20 protein-coding genes are annotated in these 20,931 nt (G+C 40.5%); 14 read left to right on the top strand and 6 right to left on the bottom strand.

The genetic code is table 11. The features are described 5' to 3' along the window. Positions 1-293 precede the first annotated feature (293 nt). A complete protein-coding gene (gene fadA, locus GQR38_RS18030; RefSeq protein WP_007584192.1) occupies positions 294-1,463 on the bottom strand; it encodes an acetyl-CoA C-acyltransferase FadA in 1,170 nt (389 codons plus the stop codon). A 4-nt stretch (positions 1,464-1,467) separates the two neighbouring features. Further along, positions 1,468-3,627 carry a fatty acid oxidation complex subunit alpha FadB gene (fadB, locus tag GQR38_RS18025; protein WP_165722844.1) on the bottom strand — a complete coding sequence of 720 codons (2,160 nt, stop codon included), beginning with the start codon at positions 3,625-3,627 and terminating at the stop codon, positions 1,468-1,470. Between the two features lie 192 nt (positions 3,628-3,819). On the opposite strand from fadB, the gene GQR38_RS18020 reads away from it, so the two are divergent. From GQR38_RS18020 to GQR38_RS17985, 8 genes are all read left to right on the top strand, one after another. Then, the gene (locus GQR38_RS18020; protein WP_007584188.1) at positions 3,820-5,706 is read left to right on the top strand and encodes a transglycosylase SLT domain-containing protein; all 1,887 of its coding nucleotides are present in this window, start codon (positions 3,820-3,822) and stop codon (positions 5,704-5,706) included. A gap of 143 nt (positions 5,707-5,849) precedes the next feature. Beyond that, entirely contained in the window at positions 5,850-7,172 is a 1,323-nt protein-coding gene (gene pepQ, locus GQR38_RS18015) for a Xaa-Pro dipeptidase (protein WP_165722843.1), read from the top strand. Positions 7,173-7,260: 88 nt separating this feature from the next. Further along, on the top strand, positions 7,261-7,875 hold the full coding sequence (locus GQR38_RS18010) for a YigZ family protein (RefSeq protein ID WP_007377640.1): 615 nt from the start codon (positions 7,261-7,263) through the stop codon (positions 7,873-7,875). Positions 7,876-7,971: 96 nt separating this feature from the next. After that, entirely contained in the window at positions 7,972-9,423 is a 1,452-nt protein-coding gene (locus GQR38_RS18005; RefSeq protein WP_007584186.1) for a TrkH family potassium uptake protein, read from the top strand. A 44-nt stretch (positions 9,424-9,467) separates the two neighbouring features. After that, complete coding sequence (locus GQR38_RS18000) at positions 9,468-10,127, top strand: flagellar brake protein (protein ID WP_165722842.1); 660 nt, start codon at positions 9,468-9,470, stop codon at positions 10,125-10,127. A 464-nt stretch (positions 10,128-10,591) separates the two neighbouring features. Continuing rightward, positions 10,592-10,804: an EF-hand domain-containing protein gene (locus GQR38_RS17995; protein ID WP_004335175.1), complete on the top strand. Its 213-nt coding sequence runs from the start codon at positions 10,592-10,594 to the stop codon at positions 10,802-10,804. 139 nt (positions 10,805-10,943) lie between these two features. Further along, entirely contained in the window at positions 10,944-11,156 is a 213-nt protein-coding gene (locus tag GQR38_RS17990) for a calmodulin (RefSeq protein WP_004335174.1), read from the top strand. 98 nt (positions 11,157-11,254) lie between these two features. Then, positions 11,255-11,470 (top strand): EF-hand domain-containing protein, encoded by a 216-nt coding sequence (locus tag GQR38_RS17985; RefSeq protein WP_007584177.1) that lies wholly within the window; start codon positions 11,255-11,257, stop codon positions 11,468-11,470. An 81-nt stretch (positions 11,471-11,551) separates the two neighbouring features. On the opposite strand, the gene trkA is transcribed toward GQR38_RS17985, so the two are convergent. From trkA to def, 4 genes are all read right to left on the bottom strand, one after another. After that, positions 11,552-12,928 carry a Trk system potassium transporter TrkA gene (trkA, locus tag GQR38_RS17980; RefSeq protein ID WP_004335170.1) on the bottom strand — a complete coding sequence of 459 codons (1,377 nt, stop codon included), beginning with the start codon at positions 12,926-12,928 and terminating at the stop codon, positions 11,552-11,554. An 86-nt stretch (positions 12,929-13,014) separates the two neighbouring features. Beyond that, positions 13,015-14,310: a 16S rRNA (cytosine(967)-C(5))-methyltransferase RsmB gene (rsmB, locus tag GQR38_RS17975; protein WP_007584175.1), complete on the bottom strand. Its 1,296-nt coding sequence runs from the start codon at positions 14,308-14,310 to the stop codon at positions 13,015-13,017. After that, positions 14,303-15,256, bottom strand: a complete 954-nt coding sequence (gene fmt, locus GQR38_RS17970; RefSeq protein WP_165722841.1) for a methionyl-tRNA formyltransferase — start codon at positions 15,254-15,256, stop codon at positions 14,303-14,305. The genes rsmB and fmt overlap by 8 nt, the downstream gene beginning before the upstream one ends. 24 nt (positions 15,257-15,280) lie before the next feature. Continuing rightward, positions 15,281-15,784, bottom strand: a complete 504-nt coding sequence (gene def / locus GQR38_RS17965) for a peptide deformylase (RefSeq protein ID WP_007584168.1) — start codon at positions 15,782-15,784, stop codon at positions 15,281-15,283. A 118-nt stretch (positions 15,785-15,902) separates the two neighbouring features. On the opposite strand from def, the gene GQR38_RS17960 reads away from it, so the two are divergent. The 6 genes from GQR38_RS17960 (at position 15,903) to hemF (ending at position 20,850) form a co-directional block, all read left to right on the top strand. Beyond that, positions 15,903-17,021 (top strand): LysM peptidoglycan-binding domain-containing protein, encoded by a 1,119-nt coding sequence (locus GQR38_RS17960; protein WP_007584165.1) that lies wholly within the window; start codon positions 15,903-15,905, stop codon positions 17,019-17,021. 31 nt (positions 17,022-17,052) lie between these two features. Then, the gene (gene dprA / locus GQR38_RS17955; RefSeq protein ID WP_024591289.1) at positions 17,053-18,144 is read left to right on the top strand and encodes a DNA-processing protein DprA; all 1,092 of its coding nucleotides are present in this window, start codon (positions 17,053-17,055) and stop codon (positions 18,142-18,144) included. A 1-nt stretch (position 18,145) separates the two neighbouring features. Then, entirely contained in the window at positions 18,146-18,619 is a 474-nt protein-coding gene (locus GQR38_RS17950) for a DUF494 family protein (RefSeq protein WP_165722840.1), read from the top strand. 114 nt (positions 18,620-18,733) lie between these two features. Then, complete coding sequence (locus GQR38_RS17945; RefSeq protein ID WP_010555162.1) at positions 18,734-19,309, top strand: topoisomerase DNA-binding C4 zinc finger domain-containing protein; 576 nt, start codon at positions 18,734-18,736, stop codon at positions 19,307-19,309. 25 nt (positions 19,310-19,334) lie between these two features. Next, complete coding sequence (locus GQR38_RS17940; protein ID WP_004335153.1) at positions 19,335-19,898, top strand: L-threonylcarbamoyladenylate synthase; 564 nt, start codon at positions 19,335-19,337, stop codon at positions 19,896-19,898. A gap of 1 nt (position 19,899) precedes the next feature. Further along, entirely contained in the window at positions 19,900-20,850 is a 951-nt protein-coding gene (gene hemF / locus GQR38_RS17935; protein ID WP_165722839.1) for an oxygen-dependent coproporphyrinogen oxidase, read from the top strand. The last annotated feature ends 81 nt before the right edge of the window (positions 20,851-20,931 follow it).

Below are 20,931 nucleotides of genomic sequence, written 5' to 3'. Positions count from 1 at the left end.
AGTGATTGCTGTGTACGCGAGTGCTTAGGTATAGCAATTAATAAGTTTGGGAGTTTAACGCAATTTTAAGTGTAATTTAACTATTTTACTTATCTTAATATGCCCATATTATTTGAAACTTTATTGCTGCAAAAGACTTTATTTAATAATACGCCCGATCACATAATTACGCTGTTACATGCTTGTTTGATAAAGGGTCGTTTTCACTTAATTAAAGCTAATAAAAAAGGCGAACTGAATAAAATCAGTCCGCCTTTTTAATCACCAAGATGGTTTTACATGTTTAAAACTAATTAGTCTTGAACACGTTCAAATACAGTGGCAATGCCTTGGCCTAAACCAATACACATAGTTGCTAAACCGTATCGTACATTTTTGTCTTCCATTAAGTGAATAAGCGATGTGCTAATACGCGAACCCGAACAACCCAGAGGGTGACCAAGTGCGATTGCGCCGCCATTTAAATTCACTTTTTCGTCAACAACATCCATTAACCCTAAATCTTTCATTACAGGTAATGATTGTGCTGCAAAGGCTTCGTTAAGTTCTACTACGCCTAGGTCATCAATTGTAATACCGGCTTGAGCAAGTGCTTTTTTACTTGCTGGTACTGGGCCGTAACCCATAATTGATGGATCGCAACCAGCGACTGCCATTGCTTTAATGCGCGCACGAATTGGTAAGCCAAGTTCTTTTGCTTTTTCTTCGCTCATTACTAACATTGCAGATGCGCCGTCAGAAAGTGCAGAAGACGTACCGGCTGTTACCGTGCCCGATGCAGGATTAAATACAGGGCGAAGCTTTGATAGGCCTTCTACTGTTGTTTCTGGGCGAATTACTTCGTCGTCTTCAACTAATATAAGAGAACCATCTGCTGCGTGACCTTCCATTGCTAAAATTTCGCGACGAAAACGGCCTTCAACAGTTGCCGCTTGTGCACGTTGATGTGAGCGGTAAGCAAATTCATCTTGTTGCTCACGGCTAATGCCATGAAGCGTTGCAAGGTATTCTGCTGTTAAACCCATTGAGCCCGATGCTTGTGCAATCGTTGTTGCAAGGCCTGGGTGAAAGTCGTTGCCGTGAGTCATAGGTACGTGACCCATGTGCTCAACACCACCAATTAGGTAAGTGTCGCCAGCGCCTGTCATTATTGCGCGTGCTGCGTCATGCAATGCTTGCATAGACGAGCCACATAAACGGTTAACCGTTACAGCTGGTACGCTGTGTGGGATACCGGCAAGTAATGCTGCGTTACGTGCTACGTTAAAACCTTGCTCTAATGTTTGCTGTACACAACCCCAATAAATATCGTCAATTGATGCTGGATCAACTGCTGGGTTGCGATCAAGTAAGCCTTTCATTAAATGTGCGCTTAAGTCTTCAGCACGTTTATGTTTGAATACACCACTTTTAGAGCGACCCATTGGTGTGCGGATACAATCTACAATTACTGGATTATTCATGATATTAACCTTCCACCTTATAGAAAACACGACCTTCTTCGGCCCACTTGCGAGTTTGCTCAGATACTTGGTAAATCGCACCTAGGTGAGCGTATTTGTCTGCTGCTGCAACAAAGTTAGCTAAACCAGTTTGATCTAAGTAACGGAACGCGCCGCCTCTAAATGGAGGGAAACCAACACCGTAAACTAATGCCATATCTGCTTCTTGCGCAGAGGCAACAATGCCTTCTTGCAAACACAGTAGCACTTCGTTGATCATTGGAATCATACAACGGTCGATGATTTCTTGTTTATCAAATTCTTTTGGTGCGTCTGTAATTGGGCTTAGTAGCTCAACTGCTGTCTCGTCATGAGACTTTTTAAGACGACCGCGACGATCTGTTTCGTATTTGTAAAAACCGGCTTTGTTCTTTTGACCAAAACGTTTTTCGTTGGCAAAAATAGTCACAGGGTCTTTATCAGCACGCGCCATACGTTCAGGGAAACCGTCGGCCATTACGCCAGTACAATGGAACGCTGTATCAATACCTACAACATCAAGTAGGTAAGCCGGACCCATAGGCCAGCCAAATACGTTTTCCATTACTTTATCTACTTTTGCAAAGTTAGCGCCTTCAACCACTAATTTGCTAAAACCTGCAAAGTAAGGGAATAAAACACGGTTTACAAAGAAGCCTGGGCAATCATTAACAACAATTGGCGATTTACCTAATTTAAGCGCGTAATCGACTACTGCATTAATTGTTTTATCTGACGTTTTAGCACCACGGATAATTTCTACTAATGGCATTTTGGGCACTGGATTGAAAAAGTGCATACCACAGAAGTTTTCTGGTTTATCGAGTGCTTCTGCTAATAAATCAATACAAATAGTTGATGTGTTTGAAGTAAGTACCGTACCTTCTGGCATGGTCTTTTCAAGATCAGCGAGTACTGCTTGCTTAACTTTAGGGTTTTCTACAACGGCTTCAACAATAATGTTGGCACTTTGTAGGTCTGACGCGTTAAGTGTTGGCTTAATTTTGCTAAGTGTTGCCAACATTTTTTCCATTGGCATGTGGCCACGCTTAACTTTTGCGCCTAATAACTTAGACGCTTCACCCATACCTAAATCAAGCGCATCTTGTTGGATGTCTTTCATTATAATAGGTGTGCCTTTATAAGCAGACTGGTATGCAATACCGCCACCCATAATACCAGCACCTAATACAGCGGCTTGTTTAATTTCTACATCGCTTTGTTTAGCAAATTTACGTGCTTTACCTTTAATGTATTGGTCAGCTAGGAATATACCTGTCTGTGCAGCTGCTTCAGGTGTACGTGCTAATTTAGCAAAGTTAGCGTTTTCGATTGCCATTGCTTCATCGCGAGTACAGTTTGCCGCTGCTTTAATAGTACGTACAGCCATAACCGGTGCAGGATAGTGGCCTTTGGTTTTACCCATTACCATACCTTCTGCCATAGCAAAGCTCATGCCTTGCTCAACACGGTTTAATTTAAGTGGCTGTAGTTTTACGTTACGTTTTGCTTGCCAATCTAGCTTGCCAGCAATCGCCAGCTCAAGTGTTGATACACTTGACTCTAAAAGTTTGTCAGCACTAACTACCGCGTCAAACGCACCTACTTTAAGGGCATCTGCTGCGCGGTTTTCTGCGCCTGAGGTAATCCACATCATCGCGTTATCGGCGCCAATGATACGTGGTAAGCGCACTGTGCCACCAAAACCAGGCATTATGCCAAGTTTAACTTCTGGTAGGCCCATTTTAGCTGTTTCGCTTGCCACACGATAATCGGTAGCAAGTGCCCACTCACAACCACCGCCAAGTGCCATACCGTTTATAGCGCTTAGAGTTGGGAATGGTAAATCTTCGATTGCATCAAAAACGTCGGTTGCGTTTTTGATCCACACTACTAATTCTTCTTCAGGTTTAGTAAATGTAGGTAAAAATTCGAAGATATCGGCACCAATAATAAAGTGGTCTTTATCACTGGTAAAAATCATGCCTTTGATATCAGTATTGGCAGCTAATTCTTTTAATGCTGCTGCGCAATCTGAAAGAGTTTTTTGAGATAATGTGTTTACAGAACCTGCAACACAAAACTTAAACTCGGCGATGTTTTCCTTTAGGAAGCTAACTTCAAAGGAATCGCTTTTATATAACATTATTATTCTCCCTAGTTGACGAACTAAGACTGGTACGATGAGTTTGCATTTCAATCAGTGTGCTTGCTTTAAATTAAAAATGCAACGAAAAATTTAACTCGGTTACAATCGACTGGTTAAAATATAGCTGGTTTGGTGCTAAGGTGGTTGAAAAGTTTTTATTCACTACTTTAATTTTTATTAAAGGACATTATGAAAAAATATTTACTAAGTGTTGCGGCAGCTGCATTCATTTTCCCTCTTCACTCTGCCGAGGCAAGTATCGATAACGATGCCTTTTTAGATGCCGAAAAAAAAGTAAGGTATGGAAGTTACCAAGACTTTAAACAAGCGGTTAGTAACCTAAATCATCCGTTAAAACCGTATGTTGAAAAAACATATTGGCAACGTCACCCGAGTATTAAGCATCAGGCAGAGATAGAAGACTATTTAAATATATATCAGCATACACCGCTTGAGTGGCCGGTGCGCAAAGCGTGGTTGGAGTATTTAAAAGAGAACAATGAAAAAGCGGCGTATATACGCAACTACCGTGAAACTTCTAATACTGGGCTTACCTGTACTTATTTAGATTTTCAGCTCGACTTGGGCGCGCCTGAAAAGGCGATTCTAAATCAGGTGACCGACTTATGGGCCGTTGGTAAATCGCAACCTAATGGCTGTGATAGTTTGTTTTCTACGTGGCGTAAAAAAGGCTACATGAAAGAAGAAACGGTTTGGAAGCGTGTAACACTTGCTGCACAAGGCGGGACGCAAAGCTTATTACCTTACTTAAAAACTTTATTGCCAAGTAAGGATCGTTACTTAGCTGACTTATATTTAAAAGTGCGAAAAGATCCAAGCACGGCAGCTGGATTATATCGATATAAAAACAAGTCGGCTAAAGAAGGCCAAATAGCAATTTATGGTGTTAAGCGTTTGGTTTGGCGCGATAAAGAGCTTGCTTTAAAAGCATGGGAAAAACTAGAAAAAATATTTAAGTATAGTGATGAAGATAAAGCTGACGTGTATTACACCTTTGCGTTGTCACTTGCTTCAAGCGGGCATAAGCAAGCGAGCTTTTGGCTAAATAAAGTGCCGAAAGAGCGATTAGACAGCAAGCTTATTCAATGGCAACTGGGCAATATGCTCAAAACCCAAGATTGGGAAGGGATTGCTGCGTTTTTTACAGGAAAAGAGGATTTAAGCCTTGGCCAGCAATATTGGTTAGCTTATAGCTATGCTAAACGTGGCGAGCAACAAAAAGCAGACGATATTTGGAAAAAAGTAGCGGCTAATCGTGATTATTACGGCTTTTTAGCAGCAGCACGTTTAGGTTTGCCCGTTGATTTAAATAATCAACCTTTAGCAGTCGATAAGGTGCTTGTAGATAAAGTAAGTAATGCACCTGGCTTTAAGCGTGCAAAAGCACTTTATGATATTGAGCGCTTTACGTCGGCGCGCCGTGAGTGGAATTATTTAACGGATACGTCTAGCGATGAAGAAAAGCTAGCAGCATCACAACTATCTACCGATTTAGGTTGGCACGACAGTACTATTTTTACTTTAGCAAAAATTAAAGCGTGGGATAACGTAGAGCAACGTTTTCCGTTTGCGTTTCAAGATGTTTTTGAGCGCTACAGTAAACGTAGCAAGATAGATGTTGCCTGGAGTATTGCTATCGCAAGGCGCGAAAGCTCTTTTGCGCCAGATGCACGCTCGCATGCTAATGCACGTGGTTTAATGCAGTTATTACCTAGTACTGCTGAGTATGTAAATAAAGGCAGTGTGACAAGTAGTCGTTTATATCAACCTAAAACAAATATTAGGTTGGGTACGAGTTACTTACAGTACTTAAAAAAGAAAAACCATGGCAATGAGGTGCTGGCAACAGCTTCTTATAATGCGGGTTATCACCGTATAAAGCGTTGGTTACCTGATGACGCTATTCCGGCTGAGTTATGGGTAGAGCTTATTCCGTATCGCGAAACCCGCGATTACGTAAAAAATGTATTTGCGTACAGGCAGGTTTACCATACAAGAATGGGCCGAGAAGGTAATGTATTAGCGCCGCTACTCGAAATGAAAATGGGCGGTTGAATATATGATACCAATCGACCAATAACTTAACACGATAGGTATTAATAAGGGGGATGTTTACATGTTAAATATCCCCCTTTTTTGAGCGCTTAGTGTTTAAGTGGTAGACTCAGAGCAAGTTAAATTTAACAGATGGATTAACAATGGATAAATTAGCCGTTTTATACGCCGAACATATTGCAACACTGCAACAGCGTACTCGTACAATTTGTAATAGCGAAGGGTTAGAAGGATTAGTAATTCATTCAGGCCAAGCTAAGCGCCAGTTTTTAGATGATATGTATTATCCATTTAAAGTTAATCCACAGTTTAAAGCGTGGTTACCGGTTATTGATAATCCTCATTGCTGGATTGTGGTAAATGGCAGCGACAAACCAAAACTAATATTTTATCGTCCGGTAGATTTTTGGCATAAAGTACCAGACGAGCCTCGTGACTTTTGGGCTGAGTACTTTGATATAGAGCTATTACTTCAGCCTGATCAAGTTGAAAAGTTATTACCATACGACAAAGCTAAATACGCTTACATGGGCGAATATATTGAAGTAGCGCAAGCACTTGGTTTTAGTATTATGAACCCTGAGCCTGTACTTAACTATTTTCATTACCATCGCGCTTATAAAACGCAGTACGAACTTGAATGTTTACGCAACGCTAACCGCATTGCAGTAGATGGGCATAAAGCCGCACGCGACACATTTTTTAATGGTGGTAGCGAGTTCGATATTCAGCAAGCGTACTTAATGGCAACACGTCAAAGCGAAAATGAAATGCCGTACGGCAACATTGTTGCACTTAACGAAAACTGCGCTATTTTGCATTACACGCACTTTGATCCAAAAGCGCCACACACTCATAACTCATTTTTAATTGATGCTGGTGCAAACTTTAATGGTTATGCCGCTGATATTACTCGTACGTATGATTTTAAAAAGCAGGGTGAGTTTGCTGAGCTTGTACAAGCGATGACGGTTCAACAAATCGAGTTAGGTAAAGGTTTAAAGCCGGGTATGCTTTATGGTGATTTACACGTTGAATGCCATAACCGTATTGCACAAATACTCAATGACTTTAAAATTGTTAACCTACCCGCTGAGGAAATTGTTGAGCGTAAAATTACCTCTACTTTCTTCCCGCATGGACTAGGGCATCACCTAGGTTTACAAGTGCATGATATGGGTGGTTTTATGAGTGACGAAAAGGGCACACATCAGCCATCGCCTGAAGGGCATCCGTTCTTGCGTTGTACTCGCCTGATTGAAAAAAACCAAGTGTTTACCATTGAACCAGGTTTATATTTTATTGATTCACTGCTTGGTGATTTAGCGCAAACCGATAATAAGCAATTTATTAATTGGGAAAAGGTTGAGTCATTTAAACCATTTGGCGGTATTCGTATTGAAGATAACATTATTGTTCACGAAGATAGCTTAGAGAATATGACACGAGATTTAGCGCTCGATTAATTCTAGTTAACACTAATTAGTTTATACACGTTAAAATACGTACATTATTTAAAGGGGCCTTTTGGCCCCCTTTTTACAAGTTTAAAATATGTCTGAATATAAATATCCCGCTGCTGACGTTTTTCATCAAGAAGAAATTAAAAAAAGTACGTTTATAGTTCACATTGCACATACCCCCGATTTAAATTCAGCTAAAGCATTTATTAAAAGCATTGAAGAAAAGTATAGCGATGCGCGTCATAACTGCTGGGCACATGTGGCAGGCAACCCCGGTGGCAGCCATGTTTATGGTTTTTCGGACGATGGTGAACCAAATGGCACTGCAGGAAAACCTATGTTAAATGTGCTGGTGGGTTCAGGCCTTGGCGAAATCACAGCTGTTGTTACACGTTACTTTGGCGGCATAAAATTAGGCACGGGCGGGTTAGTACGTGCTTATGGTGGCTCATTAAATAATGCATTAGTAAAATTGCAAACGGTACTTAAAGTTCCCAGTGTTGAAATTACTGGGAGTAGTGAGTACAGCATGCAAGGTGCGATTGAGCAGTTATTAAAAACAAAGTATCAAGTGCTTAATATTGATAAGCAATTTACTGCTAATATTGAATGGGTGATTACAATAGATAGCCGCGAAGCTCAGCAAGCAATCAAAGATATTTTTGATTTAAGTCACGGCGCAGTTGAGTTAACTATTAAAGAGTAATAACCTACACAAATTGCATGTAATGCATACTGACCCTATTTAATTTGGTTGATACTACTCAGCCTGAATTTACTAATAATAAAAGCGACAAGCTAAATGCAATTTCGTACCATCATAAAAATTCTTGGCCAACTTGTTGCGCTGTTTAGTATTACCATGGTGCCTCCGGCACTGGTGTCTTTAATATATAAAGACGGTGGTGGTGTTCCTTTTGTTTTAGCATTTATCTTTAGTGTTGTTATTGGCATGATGGCTTATTACCCAAACCGCCATGAAAACGGTGACTTAAAAGCACGTGAAGGCTTTTTAATTGTTGTTTTGTTTTGGCTGGTACTTGGGGCGTTTGCGTCCTTGCCGCTTATATTTTTACAAGAACCTAATTTATCGCTCGCCGATGCGGTGTTTGAAGCATTCTCTGGCTTAACAACCACCGGCGCTACAGTACTTACCGGTATTGAGTACTTACCCAAGTCGGTGTTGTTTTATCGCCAGCAACTCCAGTGGTTTGGCGGTATGGGTATAATCGTACTCGCTGTCGCTATACTCCCCATGCTAGGTGTTGGTGGTATGCAGTTATATCGCGCTGAAATACCTGGGCCTGTAAAAGATTCCAAAATGACCCCGCGAATTGCCGATACAGCAAAGCACCTTTGGTATATTTATGTGTCACTGACTATTGCTTGTATGCTGGCTTATTGGGCAGCCGGGATGGAGTGGTTTGATGCGATATGTCATGCATTCTCAACGGTCGCGATAGGTGGTTTTTCTACTTACGATGCTTCCATGGGGCACTTTGACAGCCCTGTAATTAACTTTATTTGTGTGTTCTTTTTAATTATTGCCGCTGTTAACTTCTCCCTGCACTACGCTGCAGTAGCCAGTCGTAACATACAAGTTTATATTCGAGACCCTGAGTTTAAGGTGTTTTTGTGTATTCAATTAGCGCTGGTGGTTATTTGTTTTACCGTACTTTCCTCTAACGAAATATTTGCTAATGGCGATGAAACCCTCGATCAGGCGTTATTTCAGGCTGTTTCTATGAGTACAACAGCAGGCTTTGCTACTGATAACTTTTCAACATGGCCTTTGTTTTTACCTATTTTACTTATATTTTCGAGCTTTATTGGTGGCTGTGCGGGTTCTACTGGTGGTGGTATGAAAGTAGTGCGCGTGTTCTTACTGTACTTGCAGGGTGTGCGTGAGCTTAATCGTTTGGTGCACCCACGGGCTATATATTCAATCAAGCTGGGTCGAAAGGCGTTGCCAGACAAAGTAGTAGAAGCTGTGTGGGGGTTTTTCTCTGCGTATGCATTAGTGTTTATTATTATTATGCTAGCGCTTATGGGCACGGGTATGGATAACATAACTGCGTTCTCAGCCACTGCGGCTTGTTTAAATAACTTAGGTCCAGGTCTGGGGGATGTAGCATCGCATTATGGCGCTATAACCGATGGTGCTAAATGGTTGCTTACCATTGCAATGGTGTTTGGTCGTTTAGAAATATTTACTTTATTAGTGTTATTTACGCCTACATTTTGGCGTGGATAAACGAGCGGCTTAAGTTTTAAATTACGAACTATTGGGAAAGGGATATGCCAACAAATTTAGAAAAGCTAAAGCATATAAGTGTAGGCAGCTTAGTCGACCTAGAAATATTAACACCTACAAGCAGTAAGCGTGTTAAAACTGAATTAGTTGGTTTACTCGATAAACAGTTTATTATTTTAAATTATCCCAATGCAAAGCGTTTACCTGTGGCGAGTGACTATTTACGTGATGGCGTAATGGTTGTTGTAAGAGCGCTTATTGAAGGTAGTGGTGGGCAAGTTATTGCGTTTCGCCAGCAAATTATGTCGGTAGCCTCTCATCCCGCTAAACTCGTGTTTATAAACTTTCCAAAGCAAGTGCAGTTATTTGCGCTACGCTCACAAACACGCATACCTACCTTATTACCTGCAAAGCTAAAGCTAAGTGACGATAGGGTACTTGAAGGCCTTATTAAAGACATTTCACTCACTGGTGTAATGTTTGATATTAGAGGCGATCAGCAAGTTGAAAGTATTAAAGATATGCAATGCACTGTCGTACTTAATAGCAGTGATAAAGATTTTGAAGGTGAAATTTGCAGTGTTAAAGAGCATGCCGCCGGTGTGTACTGTGGAATTAAGTTACTAGCAAGCGAGGATGAAATGAAAGCCTTTATGAAAGAGCATTTTATAGACCCTTCTGCGCTTGAGCCTACCGTTGAATAAGTAGCTTTTCGCTTATTTGCAACAAAAAGGCATTTTACGTCAGTATTTATAAAATGTTTTTTTTCTCTTTCATAATTAAAATTATTATTTAAATAAAACAACTGATTACGTATTATTTTTTACAGCTTATTTTTGTTATTAAAGCTACCTCGTTAAAATTTATCTCAATTATTCTTTTAAATCCCTCCTTTTAAAACCATACATTTAAAAATGTATCTTTTTATATAAACATAACTATATGTTTTTAAAGGTTTTAATGTAGACCATTTAAAACGTGTTGCTAAAGGGCAACAATAACTATTCTAAAAATGCCTTCTTGTTGTACGTTTTATATTTAACTCATTGAAAATTAATAGCTTTTAAATGTTGGCATCTAAGTTGTAATAGTCTAAGTGTACTGAACGAAATCGTGATTCAAAGTGAAATACTTAATCGCACACACATAAATTTGAAGGATACATATTATGAAAAGCATTAATAAAACTTTAGCACTTATCGCTATTGCATCTTCTTCAGCCGCTTTTGCTGCAACAGATTTTGACACACTGGATGTAGACGGCAGTGGCACAATTAGCCAAGCAGAAGCATCAGTAGATGCAAAGCTAATGAGCATGTTTTCTGAGCTTGATACTGACCAAAATGGTGAGTTATCAAAAGAAGAATTTTCAGAAGCTTAATTAAAAAGTATTTATCCTGAGTTGCCAAAGACACCTAAGTAGGCAAGGGAGCTTACGAAAGAGGATAACAAGGAAGTGAAAAATTACGTTTTAAGTTAAACGAAGCAATTTTTTTGATAGAACATTGAAGGATTAAGTTATGAAACATTTAAATAAAGCATTAGCACTTATAGTACTAGCATCTTCTTCCGCTGCATTTGCAGCATCAGATTTTGACAGTCTTGATATCGATGGTAGCGGCACAATTAGCCCAAGCGAAGCGGCAGTCGATACTGATTTAATGGCTGAATTTATTGAGCTAGATACCGACGGTAGCGGCGAGCTTTCTAAAGAAGAATTCGCTAATTACTAATTACTAATTACTAATTACTAATTAATCTTTTCAGATTAAACATTTTTCACAGTCAGGGATCTTTGAAAAGGACTTCCCATATTACTAGGAATATTATTATGAAAACATTAAATACAACACTTGCAGTTATCGTTTTAGCATCTTCATCAGCAGCATATGCAGCAGTAGATTTTGCCTCTTTTGATGCAGACGGTAACGGTGCTATTACAATGGAAGAAGCAAAGGTTAACCCTCAGCTTGTAAAGATTTTTGATGATTTGGATACTGATGGTAATGGTGAAATCTCTAAAGAAGAGTTTTCAAAAGTACAGTAATCAATATTTAAGCATACTCCATTAAAGCCGCCTTAGTCAGCGGCTTTTTTGTGTATTAAATTAACTAATTAGAGTAACTAGTTAAAGGAATATAGCACTTACTTGGAATAGTTTTTCTACAACGGTAATGTGTTTTTTGTCGATTAAAAACATGATGACATGATCGCCCGACATAATAATTGTATCATCGTGAGCTATCAGCACATCGTCATTACGTACTATTGCCCCAATGGTTGTACCTGCAGGAAGTTTTATGTCGGCAATCGCACGACCAACCACTTTAGATGTGTTTTCATCACCATGAGCAACCGCTTCAATGGCTTCTGCTGCGCCTTTACGCAGTGAATACACGTTAACAATATCACCACGGCGTACGTGCGTTAATAACGCTGATATAGTTGCTTGTTGTGGCGATATGGCAATGTCTATTTCGCCGCCTTGTACCAAATCAACGTAAGCTCCACGTTGAATAAGTACCATGGTTTTTTGTGCGCCCATACGTTTTGCAAGCATGGCCGACATAATGTTTGCTTCATCGTCGTTGGTTACAGCAATAAATACATCGACTTGTTCAATATGTTCTTCTGAGAGCAGTTCTTGATCAGATGCGTCACCACAAAAAACGACCGTGTTATCGAGCATTTCTGAGAGTTGCTCGGCACGTTCTTTACTGCGTTCAATTAGTTTAACGGTGTGGTTTTTTTCAAGTGAGCGGGCAAGGCCTGCCCCAATGTTACCGCCACCAGCTATCATAATTTTTTTGTACGAACGCTCAAGTTTTTGTAGCTCGTTCATTACTGCGCGTATATGTTTTGTAGCGGCAATAAAGAATACTTCGTCATCGGCTTCAATAACGGTGGTACCCAGTGGTTTGATTGCTTTACCTTGACGATAAATAGCGGCAACACGAGTTTCTACATTAGGAATATGTTCTTTAAGTGCAGATAACGCATAACCTACTAATAAACCCCCATAGTAAGCTTTTACGGCTACTAACGAGAGCATGCCATCAGCAAACTGCAATACTTGCAGAGCACCAGGGTAGTCAATTAGACGGCGAATATACTTAGTGACCAGTGCTTCGGGAGCAATGTAATGATCGATTGGTAAATCATCGTTTTGAAATAGTTTTTCGCGGTATTTTAAATATTGCTCTGAGCGAATGCGGGCAATTTTAGTGGGCGTTTTAAAAATACTGTACGCCACTTGGCATGCAACCATGTTCACTTCATCTGAACTGGTTACCGCTATAATCATATCGGCATCTTCAGCGCCTGCACGGCGTAATACATCAGGGTGCGCGCTGTGGCCCATAACCCCTTGTAAGTCGTACTTATCTTGAAGTTCACGTAATCGGTTACCGTCTATATCAACAACGGTAATTTCGTTTTGTTCGCCAACTAAGTTTTCAGCAAGCGTAGCACCAACTTGCCCGGCACCGAGTATAATTATTTTCATTATTTACCCGTGGTATTGATCATAATTTAATTAAAAAAATAGCCATTTAATGTTTCATAAATGGCTAACTATTTAGTGTACGGCTATTAGGCTTTTTTAACTAGCTTAGCGTAATAAAATCCATCACTTTCACCGGGCAGTAACTGCAAACCTGGAGTTGTTACGGTATCATTTTCGTGTAGAGGTATATGTTCTACATCATCGTTATTAGCTAAAAACTTAGCAACTTGCTGTTGGTTTTCTTGTGGAAGAACCGAACACGTAGCATATACCAATGTGCCACCTGGTTTTAACAGTGGCCAAATGCTATCAAGAATATCGTTTTGTAACTTAGATAAGTCTTCGATATCTGATGCGCGACGTAACCATTTTATATCAGGGTGACGGCGAATTACGCCAGTGGCTGAACAAGGCACATCAAGCAAAATACGATCAAATAATTTTTCGTCCCACCAAGTATGTGGTTGTGATGCGTCGCCACATTGTAGGTCTGCACCTAAGCCAATACGAGTTAAGTTTTGCTTAACGCGTTCAAGGCGAGTTGAGTCGCTATCAAGTGCAAGTACATCAGCATCAGCAAGCTCTAATATATGACACGTTTTTCCGCCAGGTGCTGCACAGGCATCTAAAATATAGTCATCTGCTTTAGGTTCTAAAAAGCGGGCTGCCAACTGTGCTGCAGCATCTTGTACTGAACATGCACCTGTATCAAACTCAGGCAACGAAAATACATCACGTGGTTTGGCAAGCTTAATCCCATCAATAAAGTCAGGGTTTAAGGTGTGTTCAATATCGTTAGCGCTAAGCATTTCGCTGTATTCTTGCGTGCTAAATTGTGCTTGGTTTACACGAAGCCACATTGGCGCTTGTTGCTGGTTTTCTTCAAGTAGTGCTTCCCAGCTATCTGGGTAGGCTGTTTGCACCTGTTTAATAAACCAATTTGGATGGTTGTATAAACATACCGGAATAAGCTTCGCTTTTTCTTCAAGCTCTGCTTGTTGGCGCTGAAAACTACGTAAAATGGCGTTTATCAGCCCTTTTAATCCTAAAGCGCGCAGTTGAGCCAGTGCGTTTACAGTTTCTGAAATTGCAGCATGTGGTGGTACGCGCATATGCTGCAGTTGATAAATACCTACGTATAATAAAAACTGAAATATTCTACGTTTACCTTTTAATGGCTGCTCTACTAAGTGTTGGCAGTAATTTTCAAGGCTCGGTAAGTAGCGTAAAACGCCATAACAAATTTGCTGTAGCAACGCTTTATCTTTAGGCGGCAAGCCTTGGCTTGCAAATGGAAGTTCTTGATTAAGCGATGCGCCTTTATCAACTACGTTATATAAAGTTTCAGCGGCCAGCGCTCGTACGTTTGGAACATTACTCATTGTTTTCGCCTAATATTGTGCCAGGGGTAACCCAGTCACTACGACCATTTAAAAAGTCGTTAATTGCCATTGTTTTTTTACCTTGCGGCTGTAATTGCGTAATACATAAAGCGTGTTCGCCGCACGCCACTACTACGCCATTTTTATCGCTTGATAAAATTTGCCCAGGATCACCTGATTGCAGCACAACCTGCGCTTGATAAATTTTTACTGTTTGCCCACCCATTTGGGTAAAGCACACTGGCCATGGATTAAAAGAGCGAATGTTTCGCTCAATTTGCAGCGCACTCATTGACCAGTCGATATTCGCTTCCTCTTTAGAAAGCTTTTTAGCGTAGTTAGCAAGTTCATCATTTTGAGGTTCAGGGGTGATCTCACCATTCGCTAATTTATTAATGGTTTCAATCAACGCGTCTGGGCCTAGCTCAGCAAGTTTTGTATATAAACTTTCGCTGGTTTCGGTGGCGCTAATAGGGCAGCGGCTTACATGTAGCATATCGCCGGTATCTAGCCCTTCATCCATTTGCATTATTGTTACGCCAGTTTGCTCATCGCCTGCCCAAATTGCGCGTTGAATAGGTGCAGCACCGCGCCAGCGCGGTAATATAGAGCCATGCACATTTAAACAACCCAAACGTGGGGCTTCTAATATAGCTTTAGGTAAGATTAAGCCATACGCTACAACAATCATAATGTCGGCATTTAAGCTTGTTAGCTCTGCTAGTGCTTCATCATTTTTTAATGACTGTGGCTGAAAAACAGGTAAGTTGTGCTCAAGCGCTAGCGCTTTCACTTCACTGGCTTTTAATTTTTTACCACGACCTGCAGGGCGATCTGGCTGGCTATATACACCCACTATTTGGTGTTCGCTTTGTATCAGCGCTTGTAAATGACGTGCTGCAAAGTCCGGCGTACCGGCAAATATAATGCGTAATGGTTGAGTCACTGAGTTTTCCTAAGGTACTTATTACTAATCTGCAAATTTAGCTTCTTTTTCAAGCTTTTTACGAATACGTTGGCGCTTTAATGGAGATAAGTAGTCAATGAACAGCTTACCTTGAAGGTGATCTAGTTCGTGTTGAATACAAATAGCCAGTAATTCATCTGCATCTAGTACAAACTCTTCACCGTTTTCGTTAAGTGCAGCGACTGTTACTGTTTCAGCGCGGTCTACTTTTGCATACGAGTTAGGTACTGATAAACAGCCTTCTTCGCTAACGGTAGAGCCGTCTTTTTTAATGATTTGTGGATTAATTAATACCAGTGGCTCGTCGCGCTCTTCTGATACATCAATAACAACGATTCGTTGATGAATATCTACTTGCGTGGCCGCAAGTCCAATGCCATTTTCATCGTACATTGTCTCTAGCATGTCTTTTACAATTTGGCGTACTGTGTCGTCAACTTGTGCAACATCTTTTGCTATAGTACGTAAACGTTCATCTGGAAATCTTAAAACTTCTAACCTAGCCATAGTTACCTTTTTCACTTGTGCTTAATTTAGGGTATTGTATGCTCTTATTTTAGCCATTCGCGTTCACCTTTAACAGGTTTTGGGCAATAATAATGAAAAAACAATACAAGGAAGCTCAATGAAATCTCCATTACTTGCAATCATGCTTACGTTAAGTGCTGCGTTTCCCGCAATTGCTGACGTGCTTAAAATAAAAAAAGATGCACCAAAACAGTATGTTGTAAAAAAAGGCGATACACTTTGGGATATTTCTGGCATCTATTTAGATGAGCCTTGGCTATGGCCTGAACTTTGGCAAATGAATCCACAAATTGACAACCCGCACCTAATTTACCCCGGTGATGCATTAGCGCTGATATACGATGCAGATGGAAACCCACGTTTAGTGATTAATAAAGGATATAGAAAGCTATCTCCTCAGGGTCGTATTACACCAAAAGGGCGTAATGCTATTACTACTTTGCCGCTTGAAATGATCAAACCTTATATCAGTTACGAGCAAGCAATGAACAGTGACGATATTAAAGGCAAACCTTATATTTTAGGTGCTAACGAAAATACTAAAACACAAACGTTAGGCCATATTTTATATGTTAAAGGCGACTTACAAGTACATAAAGCATATGCCATTTACCATAAAGGTGACCCTTACACCGATTTAACCGGTGAAGTGTTAGCAACGCGTGCATCTTACGTTGGTATCGCACGTGCGTTTAGAGCGGGTGATGAACACAATGGCGTGCCTTCGTCATTACGTGTTGAATCTGTTAAACGAGAAATTCAGCAAGGCGATTTTTTAATGCCGGCAATGGAAGGTCAAATGCTTCCTGCGTACTTTAATATTCACCGTCCTTCTGAGCCTGTAACAGGGAATATTATTGCTTCCCCACGACAAGTTAGAGAATTCAGCACAATGGATGTTGTAGTGCTAAACTTAGGCAGTGAACAAAACATAGAAGCGGGTCATGTATTAGATCTAGAACGTCAATCGCCAACGGTTATTGATGGTCCTCGTGGCCCTCGTTATCCAGAAGATTCTAGTAAATACGAGAAGCTTTTATCTGATGTGAGCCAATTATTTGGTGGTGAGTCTGACGAAGAGAGCACAACGTGGACTATGCCTAAAGAAAAAGTTGGCGAGCTAATTGTCTTTAAAGTGTATGACAAAATAAGTTATGCATTAATAACTAAAAACCAGCACCCAATTCGCATTGGAGATATTGCAGTTATTCATTAAGAAGTAGCGAGTCGGTGCTCTAGGAGAGAGCATGGATCAGTCATCTGGCAAGCTAGCCCACTGGCTTGCCTTTTATATGTGTAAAGGGTTGGGTATCAAAACCCTTTTAGCACTATCTACAAACTATTCCCTTGGGTCGTTATTCGACTTATCTCATGACAAGCTTTTACAGCTTGGATTAACCGCTAATCAAGCGAGTAATTTACTCAACACCAATTGGCAACAAGTCAGCCATTATGAGCAACTAATTGCGCAGCAGGGCATTACCGTTGTCTGTATTTTTGATGCGCTTTATCCAGAAGATCTCCGACAGATTGCCAGTGCACCTTTATTACTATTTTGTAGGGGAGATGTCTCGTTATTATCTACTCCACAAATTGCAATTGTAGGGAGTCGTAATGCCACACCTACCGGGCTTGAAATAGCATCAGAATTTGCATACGAGTTAACTTTAGCGGGTATTACAGTTACCTCAGGTATGGCACGGGGAATAGATGGAGCAGCACATAAGGGCTCTCTTGCTGGTACGGGTAAAACCATAGCGGTGCTTGGTACTGGGGTTGATATTTACTATCCTAAACGCCATAAACTATTAACAGACCAAGTTTTAGAAAGCGGTCTGTTGGTGAGTGAGTTTTTACCAGGGGCAGCTGCTCATGCGCATAACTTTCCGCGCCGAAATCGTATTATTTCCGGGTTATCGTTGGGAGTGCTTATTGTTGAGGCTGAAATTAAAAGTGGTTCGTTAATTACAGTACGCTACGCGCTTGAACAAAATAAAGAGGTATTTGCAGTACCGGGTTCTATTAAAAATCCGTTAGCGCAGGCAAGTCACTTTTTAATAAAGCAAGGTGCTAAGCTGGTAGAAAACGTGGCTGACATTCTTGATGAGGTGAGTTTTACTTACGACAATAATGTATGTAACAAAGAGCAGCCTATTCAGGCAAATTCTCAATGCGAGGTGTTAAATAGTATTGGCTTTGAAGTCACCAGCGTAGACGACATTGTACGTCGCGCACAGTGGCCAATAGACAAAGTGCTCGCTAGGTTGCTCGACTTAGAATTAGACGATCAGATTGAGCGCGTCCTAGATGGTTATATTAAGTTAAGCGCAGGAAGGTAATATGTTTGATATTCTTTTATATCTTTTTGAAAATTACATTCATAGCGAAGCGGATATATTTGCAGAGCAAAATGAATTAACCGATGAGCTACTGCGCGCGGGCTTTAATAAGCCTGAGATATTTAAAGCACTCGATTGGTTAGAGCAACTCGCCGATTTACAACACAGTGACGAGTCTCCTTATCTTATTACTAACCCTAAAGATGCTGTGCGTATATTTACCGATAGTGAATGCCAAAGGCTCAGTGCTGAGTGTCGTGGCTTTTTAATGTTTATTGAGCAAATAGGCGTAATTAACAATGTAACTCGTGAGATGGTAATGGACTGTTTAGCCTCACTAGATAAACCAACCATAAGCCTAGAAGATTTAAAATGGATTGTACTTATTATTTTGTTTAATGTTCCTGGCTCTGAAGAGGAATATGAGCAAATGGAAGATTTGATTTTTGATGAACCCAGCGAACTTCTTCATTAGAGATAATTATCTTAATTGTACTCAAATTACTTAAACGGATAAGCACGGCATTGCTTGTATCTTTAAGTGGTTTGGGTATATTAGGCGAAAATTCACTAACCTATTAGGATCACCATGAGTAAAATCGACCATTCGCTTTTCTCGGCGAACAAGCACGCCCTCGAAAAAGAATACGAGATATGCCCACAGTGTGGTTCAGAGTTAGTGATCCGCAATAGTAAATCAGGCCCTTTTTTAGGATGCGCAAGTTATCCCAAATGCGATTTTATTAGGCCGTTGGCACATCACGATAGTAACGAAATTAAAGTTCTTGAAGATTCAGCATGCCCGCAGTGCAGCAAACCGCTGGTGGTTAAAAATGGGCGCTACGGTATGTTTATTGGGTGTACGGGTTATCCAGAGTGCCATTACATTGCTAACGAAAATGAAGAAAAACAAAGCGAAGACACTTTGCCAAGTTGCCCTAAATGCAAAAAAGGTCATTTAGTCGCGCGCAGTAATAAATTTGGTAAAGTATTTTATTCTTGTGATTGCTATCCAAGTTGTAAATACACACTTAATAATAAACCGGTTGAACACCCGTGTCCTGAATGTAACTGGCCCATAGTCATAGAGAGAAATATGGCAAACGGCACATTATTGCAATGCCCACAAAAAAGCTGCATGCATAAGCTCACCCCAACTGAATAACGTTTAATTATATCTGGAGACTACTTTGTCAGACCTTTCAAATACGCCCACTGCAATAACATGCTTAACGCAAGGCGAAGTTATTTTATACCCAACAGAAGCTGTATATGGTTTAGGTTGTGATCCAGATAATCAACAAGCCGTTGAGGCACTATTAGCTATTAAGCAGCGCCCGGTTGAAAAAGGGCTTATTTTAATTGCTGATAACTACGGACAATTATTAAAATACGTAGATGATGCAAAAATACCTATGGATAAACGCGCTGATATATTTTCGAGTTGGCCTGCTGCAATTACGTGGGTTATGCCTGCTTCTAAAAATACACCCAAATGGTTAACTGGGCAGTTTGATACTATCGCAGTAAGAGTAACTAACCATCCAACAGTAAAACGTTTATGCCAAGAGTTTGGCAAACCGCTTGTATCAACGAGTGCAAACTTAACAGGGCAAGAAACGGTCATTAGTATTGAGCAAGCTAAAGCACAATTTGCAGAACAAGTTGGCTTTTACGTTGATGAGCCATTAGGTGGCAATACTCAACCAAGCACGATAAAAGACGCCATGACTGGCAAAATATTTAGAGGTTAATATGCAAAGCGAATTATTAGATCAAGTAAAAGTATACTTTATGGCTTTGCAAGACACTATTTGCCAAGGTTTGGAGGCTGCAGATGGCAGTGCTAAATTTATAGAAGATAACTGGCAACGAGCAGAGGGCGGTGGTGGCCGCACACGTGTAACCACAAATGGCACAGTGATAGAGCAAGGTGGGGTTAATTACTCACATGTGTTTGGCGCTTCAATGCCAGGTTCGGCAACAGCACACAGGCCAGAGCTTGCAGGGCGCAGCTTTCATGCGTGTGGTGTGTCGTTAGTTATTCATCCTAAAAACCCTCATGTACCAACAAGTCATGCCAATGTGCGCTTTTTTATAGCCGAAAAAGAAGGCGAAGAGCCAATATGGTGGTTTGGTGGCGGATTTGATCTCACTCCTTTTTATCCAGTATTAGAAGACGTACAGCATTGGCATCAAGTTGCTCACGACATTTGTGCGCCATTTGGTAGTGAAGTTTATCCAAAATATAAAACATGGTGCGACGAGTACTTTTATTTAAAGCACAGAGATGAGACTCGCGGAGTAGGCGGTTTGTTTTTTGACGATTTAAACGAACTTGGTTTTGAGCAAAGCTTTGCGTTTATGCAATCGGTGGGTAATGGCTTTTTAGATGCTTATTTACCTATTATTGAACGTCGTAAAAATGACGAATACACAGAGCAACAACGTGATTTTCAGCTTTATCGTCGCGGACGCTACGTTGAGTTTAATTTAGTATGGGATAGAGGCACTTTATTTGGATTACAAAGTGGCGGGCGCACTGAGTCTATATTAATGTCTATGCCACCACTTGCACGCTGGGAATATAACTATAAACCAGAGCCAAGTAGCCGAGAAGCTAACCTATATCAGTATTACTTACGCCCGCAAGAGTGGCTAACTAGTAAACCAAGTGAGCTGATAGCCAGAGAATGGCAATTATAACAATTACACAGTAATCAAAAAGGCGCTAATTAGCTGTCTCTTGATCACAAGTCTGACTCAAGAGATTTTGCTAAATCGTAG

Source organism: Pseudoalteromonas sp. c7(2019) (assembly GCF_011378625.1).
GTDB classification, from domain to species: Bacteria; Pseudomonadota; Gammaproteobacteria; order Enterobacterales; family Alteromonadaceae; genus Pseudoalteromonas; species Pseudoalteromonas arctica.
This window is presented reverse-complemented; position numbering and strand designations above follow the sequence as displayed.

Excerpts from the sequence above, each read along its gene's own strand:
- GQR38_RS17950 (WP_165722840.1), top strand. The coding sequence starts at position 18,146 with ATGTTTGATATTCTTTTATATCTTTTTGAAAATTACATTCATAGCGAA.
- GQR38_RS17990 (WP_004335174.1), top strand. The coding sequence starts at position 10,944 with ATGAAACATTTAAATAAAGCATTAGCACTTATAGTACTAGCATCTTCT.
- GQR38_RS18020 (WP_007584188.1), top strand. The coding sequence starts at position 3,820 with ATGAAAAAATATTTACTAAGTGTTGCGGCAGCTGCATTCATTTTCCCT.
- GQR38_RS18005 (WP_007584186.1), top strand. The coding sequence starts at position 7,972 with ATGCAATTTCGTACCATCATAAAAATTCTTGGCCAACTTGTTGCGCTG.
- def (WP_007584168.1), bottom strand. The coding sequence starts at position 15,784 with ATGGCTAGGTTAGAAGTTTTAAGATTTCCAGATGAACGTTTACGTACT.
- rsmB (WP_007584175.1), bottom strand. The coding sequence starts at position 14,310 with ATGAGTAATGTTCCAAACGTACGAGCGCTGGCCGCTGAAACTTTATAT.
- GQR38_RS18010 (WP_007377640.1), top strand. The coding sequence starts at position 7,261 with ATGTCTGAATATAAATATCCCGCTGCTGACGTTTTTCATCAAGAAGAA.
- GQR38_RS17960 (WP_007584165.1), top strand. The coding sequence starts at position 15,903 with ATGAAATCTCCATTACTTGCAATCATGCTTACGTTAAGTGCTGCGTTT.
- fadB (WP_165722844.1), bottom strand. The coding sequence starts at position 3,627 with ATGTTATATAAAAGCGATTCCTTTGAAGTTAGCTTCCTAAAGGAAAAC.
- fadA (WP_007584192.1), bottom strand. The coding sequence starts at position 1,463 with ATGAATAATCCAGTAATTGTAGATTGTATCCGCACACCAATGGGTCGC.
- trkA (WP_004335170.1), bottom strand. The coding sequence starts at position 12,928 with ATGAAAATAATTATACTCGGTGCCGGGCAAGTTGGTGCTACGCTTGCT.
- GQR38_RS17985 (WP_007584177.1), top strand. The coding sequence starts at position 11,255 with ATGAAAACATTAAATACAACACTTGCAGTTATCGTTTTAGCATCTTCA.
- GQR38_RS18000 (WP_165722842.1), top strand. The coding sequence starts at position 9,468 with ATGCCAACAAATTTAGAAAAGCTAAAGCATATAAGTGTAGGCAGCTTA.
- GQR38_RS17945 (WP_010555162.1), top strand. The coding sequence starts at position 18,734 with ATGAGTAAAATCGACCATTCGCTTTTCTCGGCGAACAAGCACGCCCTC.
- dprA (WP_024591289.1), top strand. The coding sequence starts at position 17,053 with ATGGATCAGTCATCTGGCAAGCTAGCCCACTGGCTTGCCTTTTATATG.
- GQR38_RS17995 (WP_004335175.1), top strand. The coding sequence starts at position 10,592 with ATGAAAAGCATTAATAAAACTTTAGCACTTATCGCTATTGCATCTTCT.
- pepQ (WP_165722843.1), top strand. The coding sequence starts at position 5,850 with ATGGATAAATTAGCCGTTTTATACGCCGAACATATTGCAACACTGCAA.
- hemF (WP_165722839.1), top strand. The coding sequence starts at position 19,900 with ATGCAAAGCGAATTATTAGATCAAGTAAAAGTATACTTTATGGCTTTG.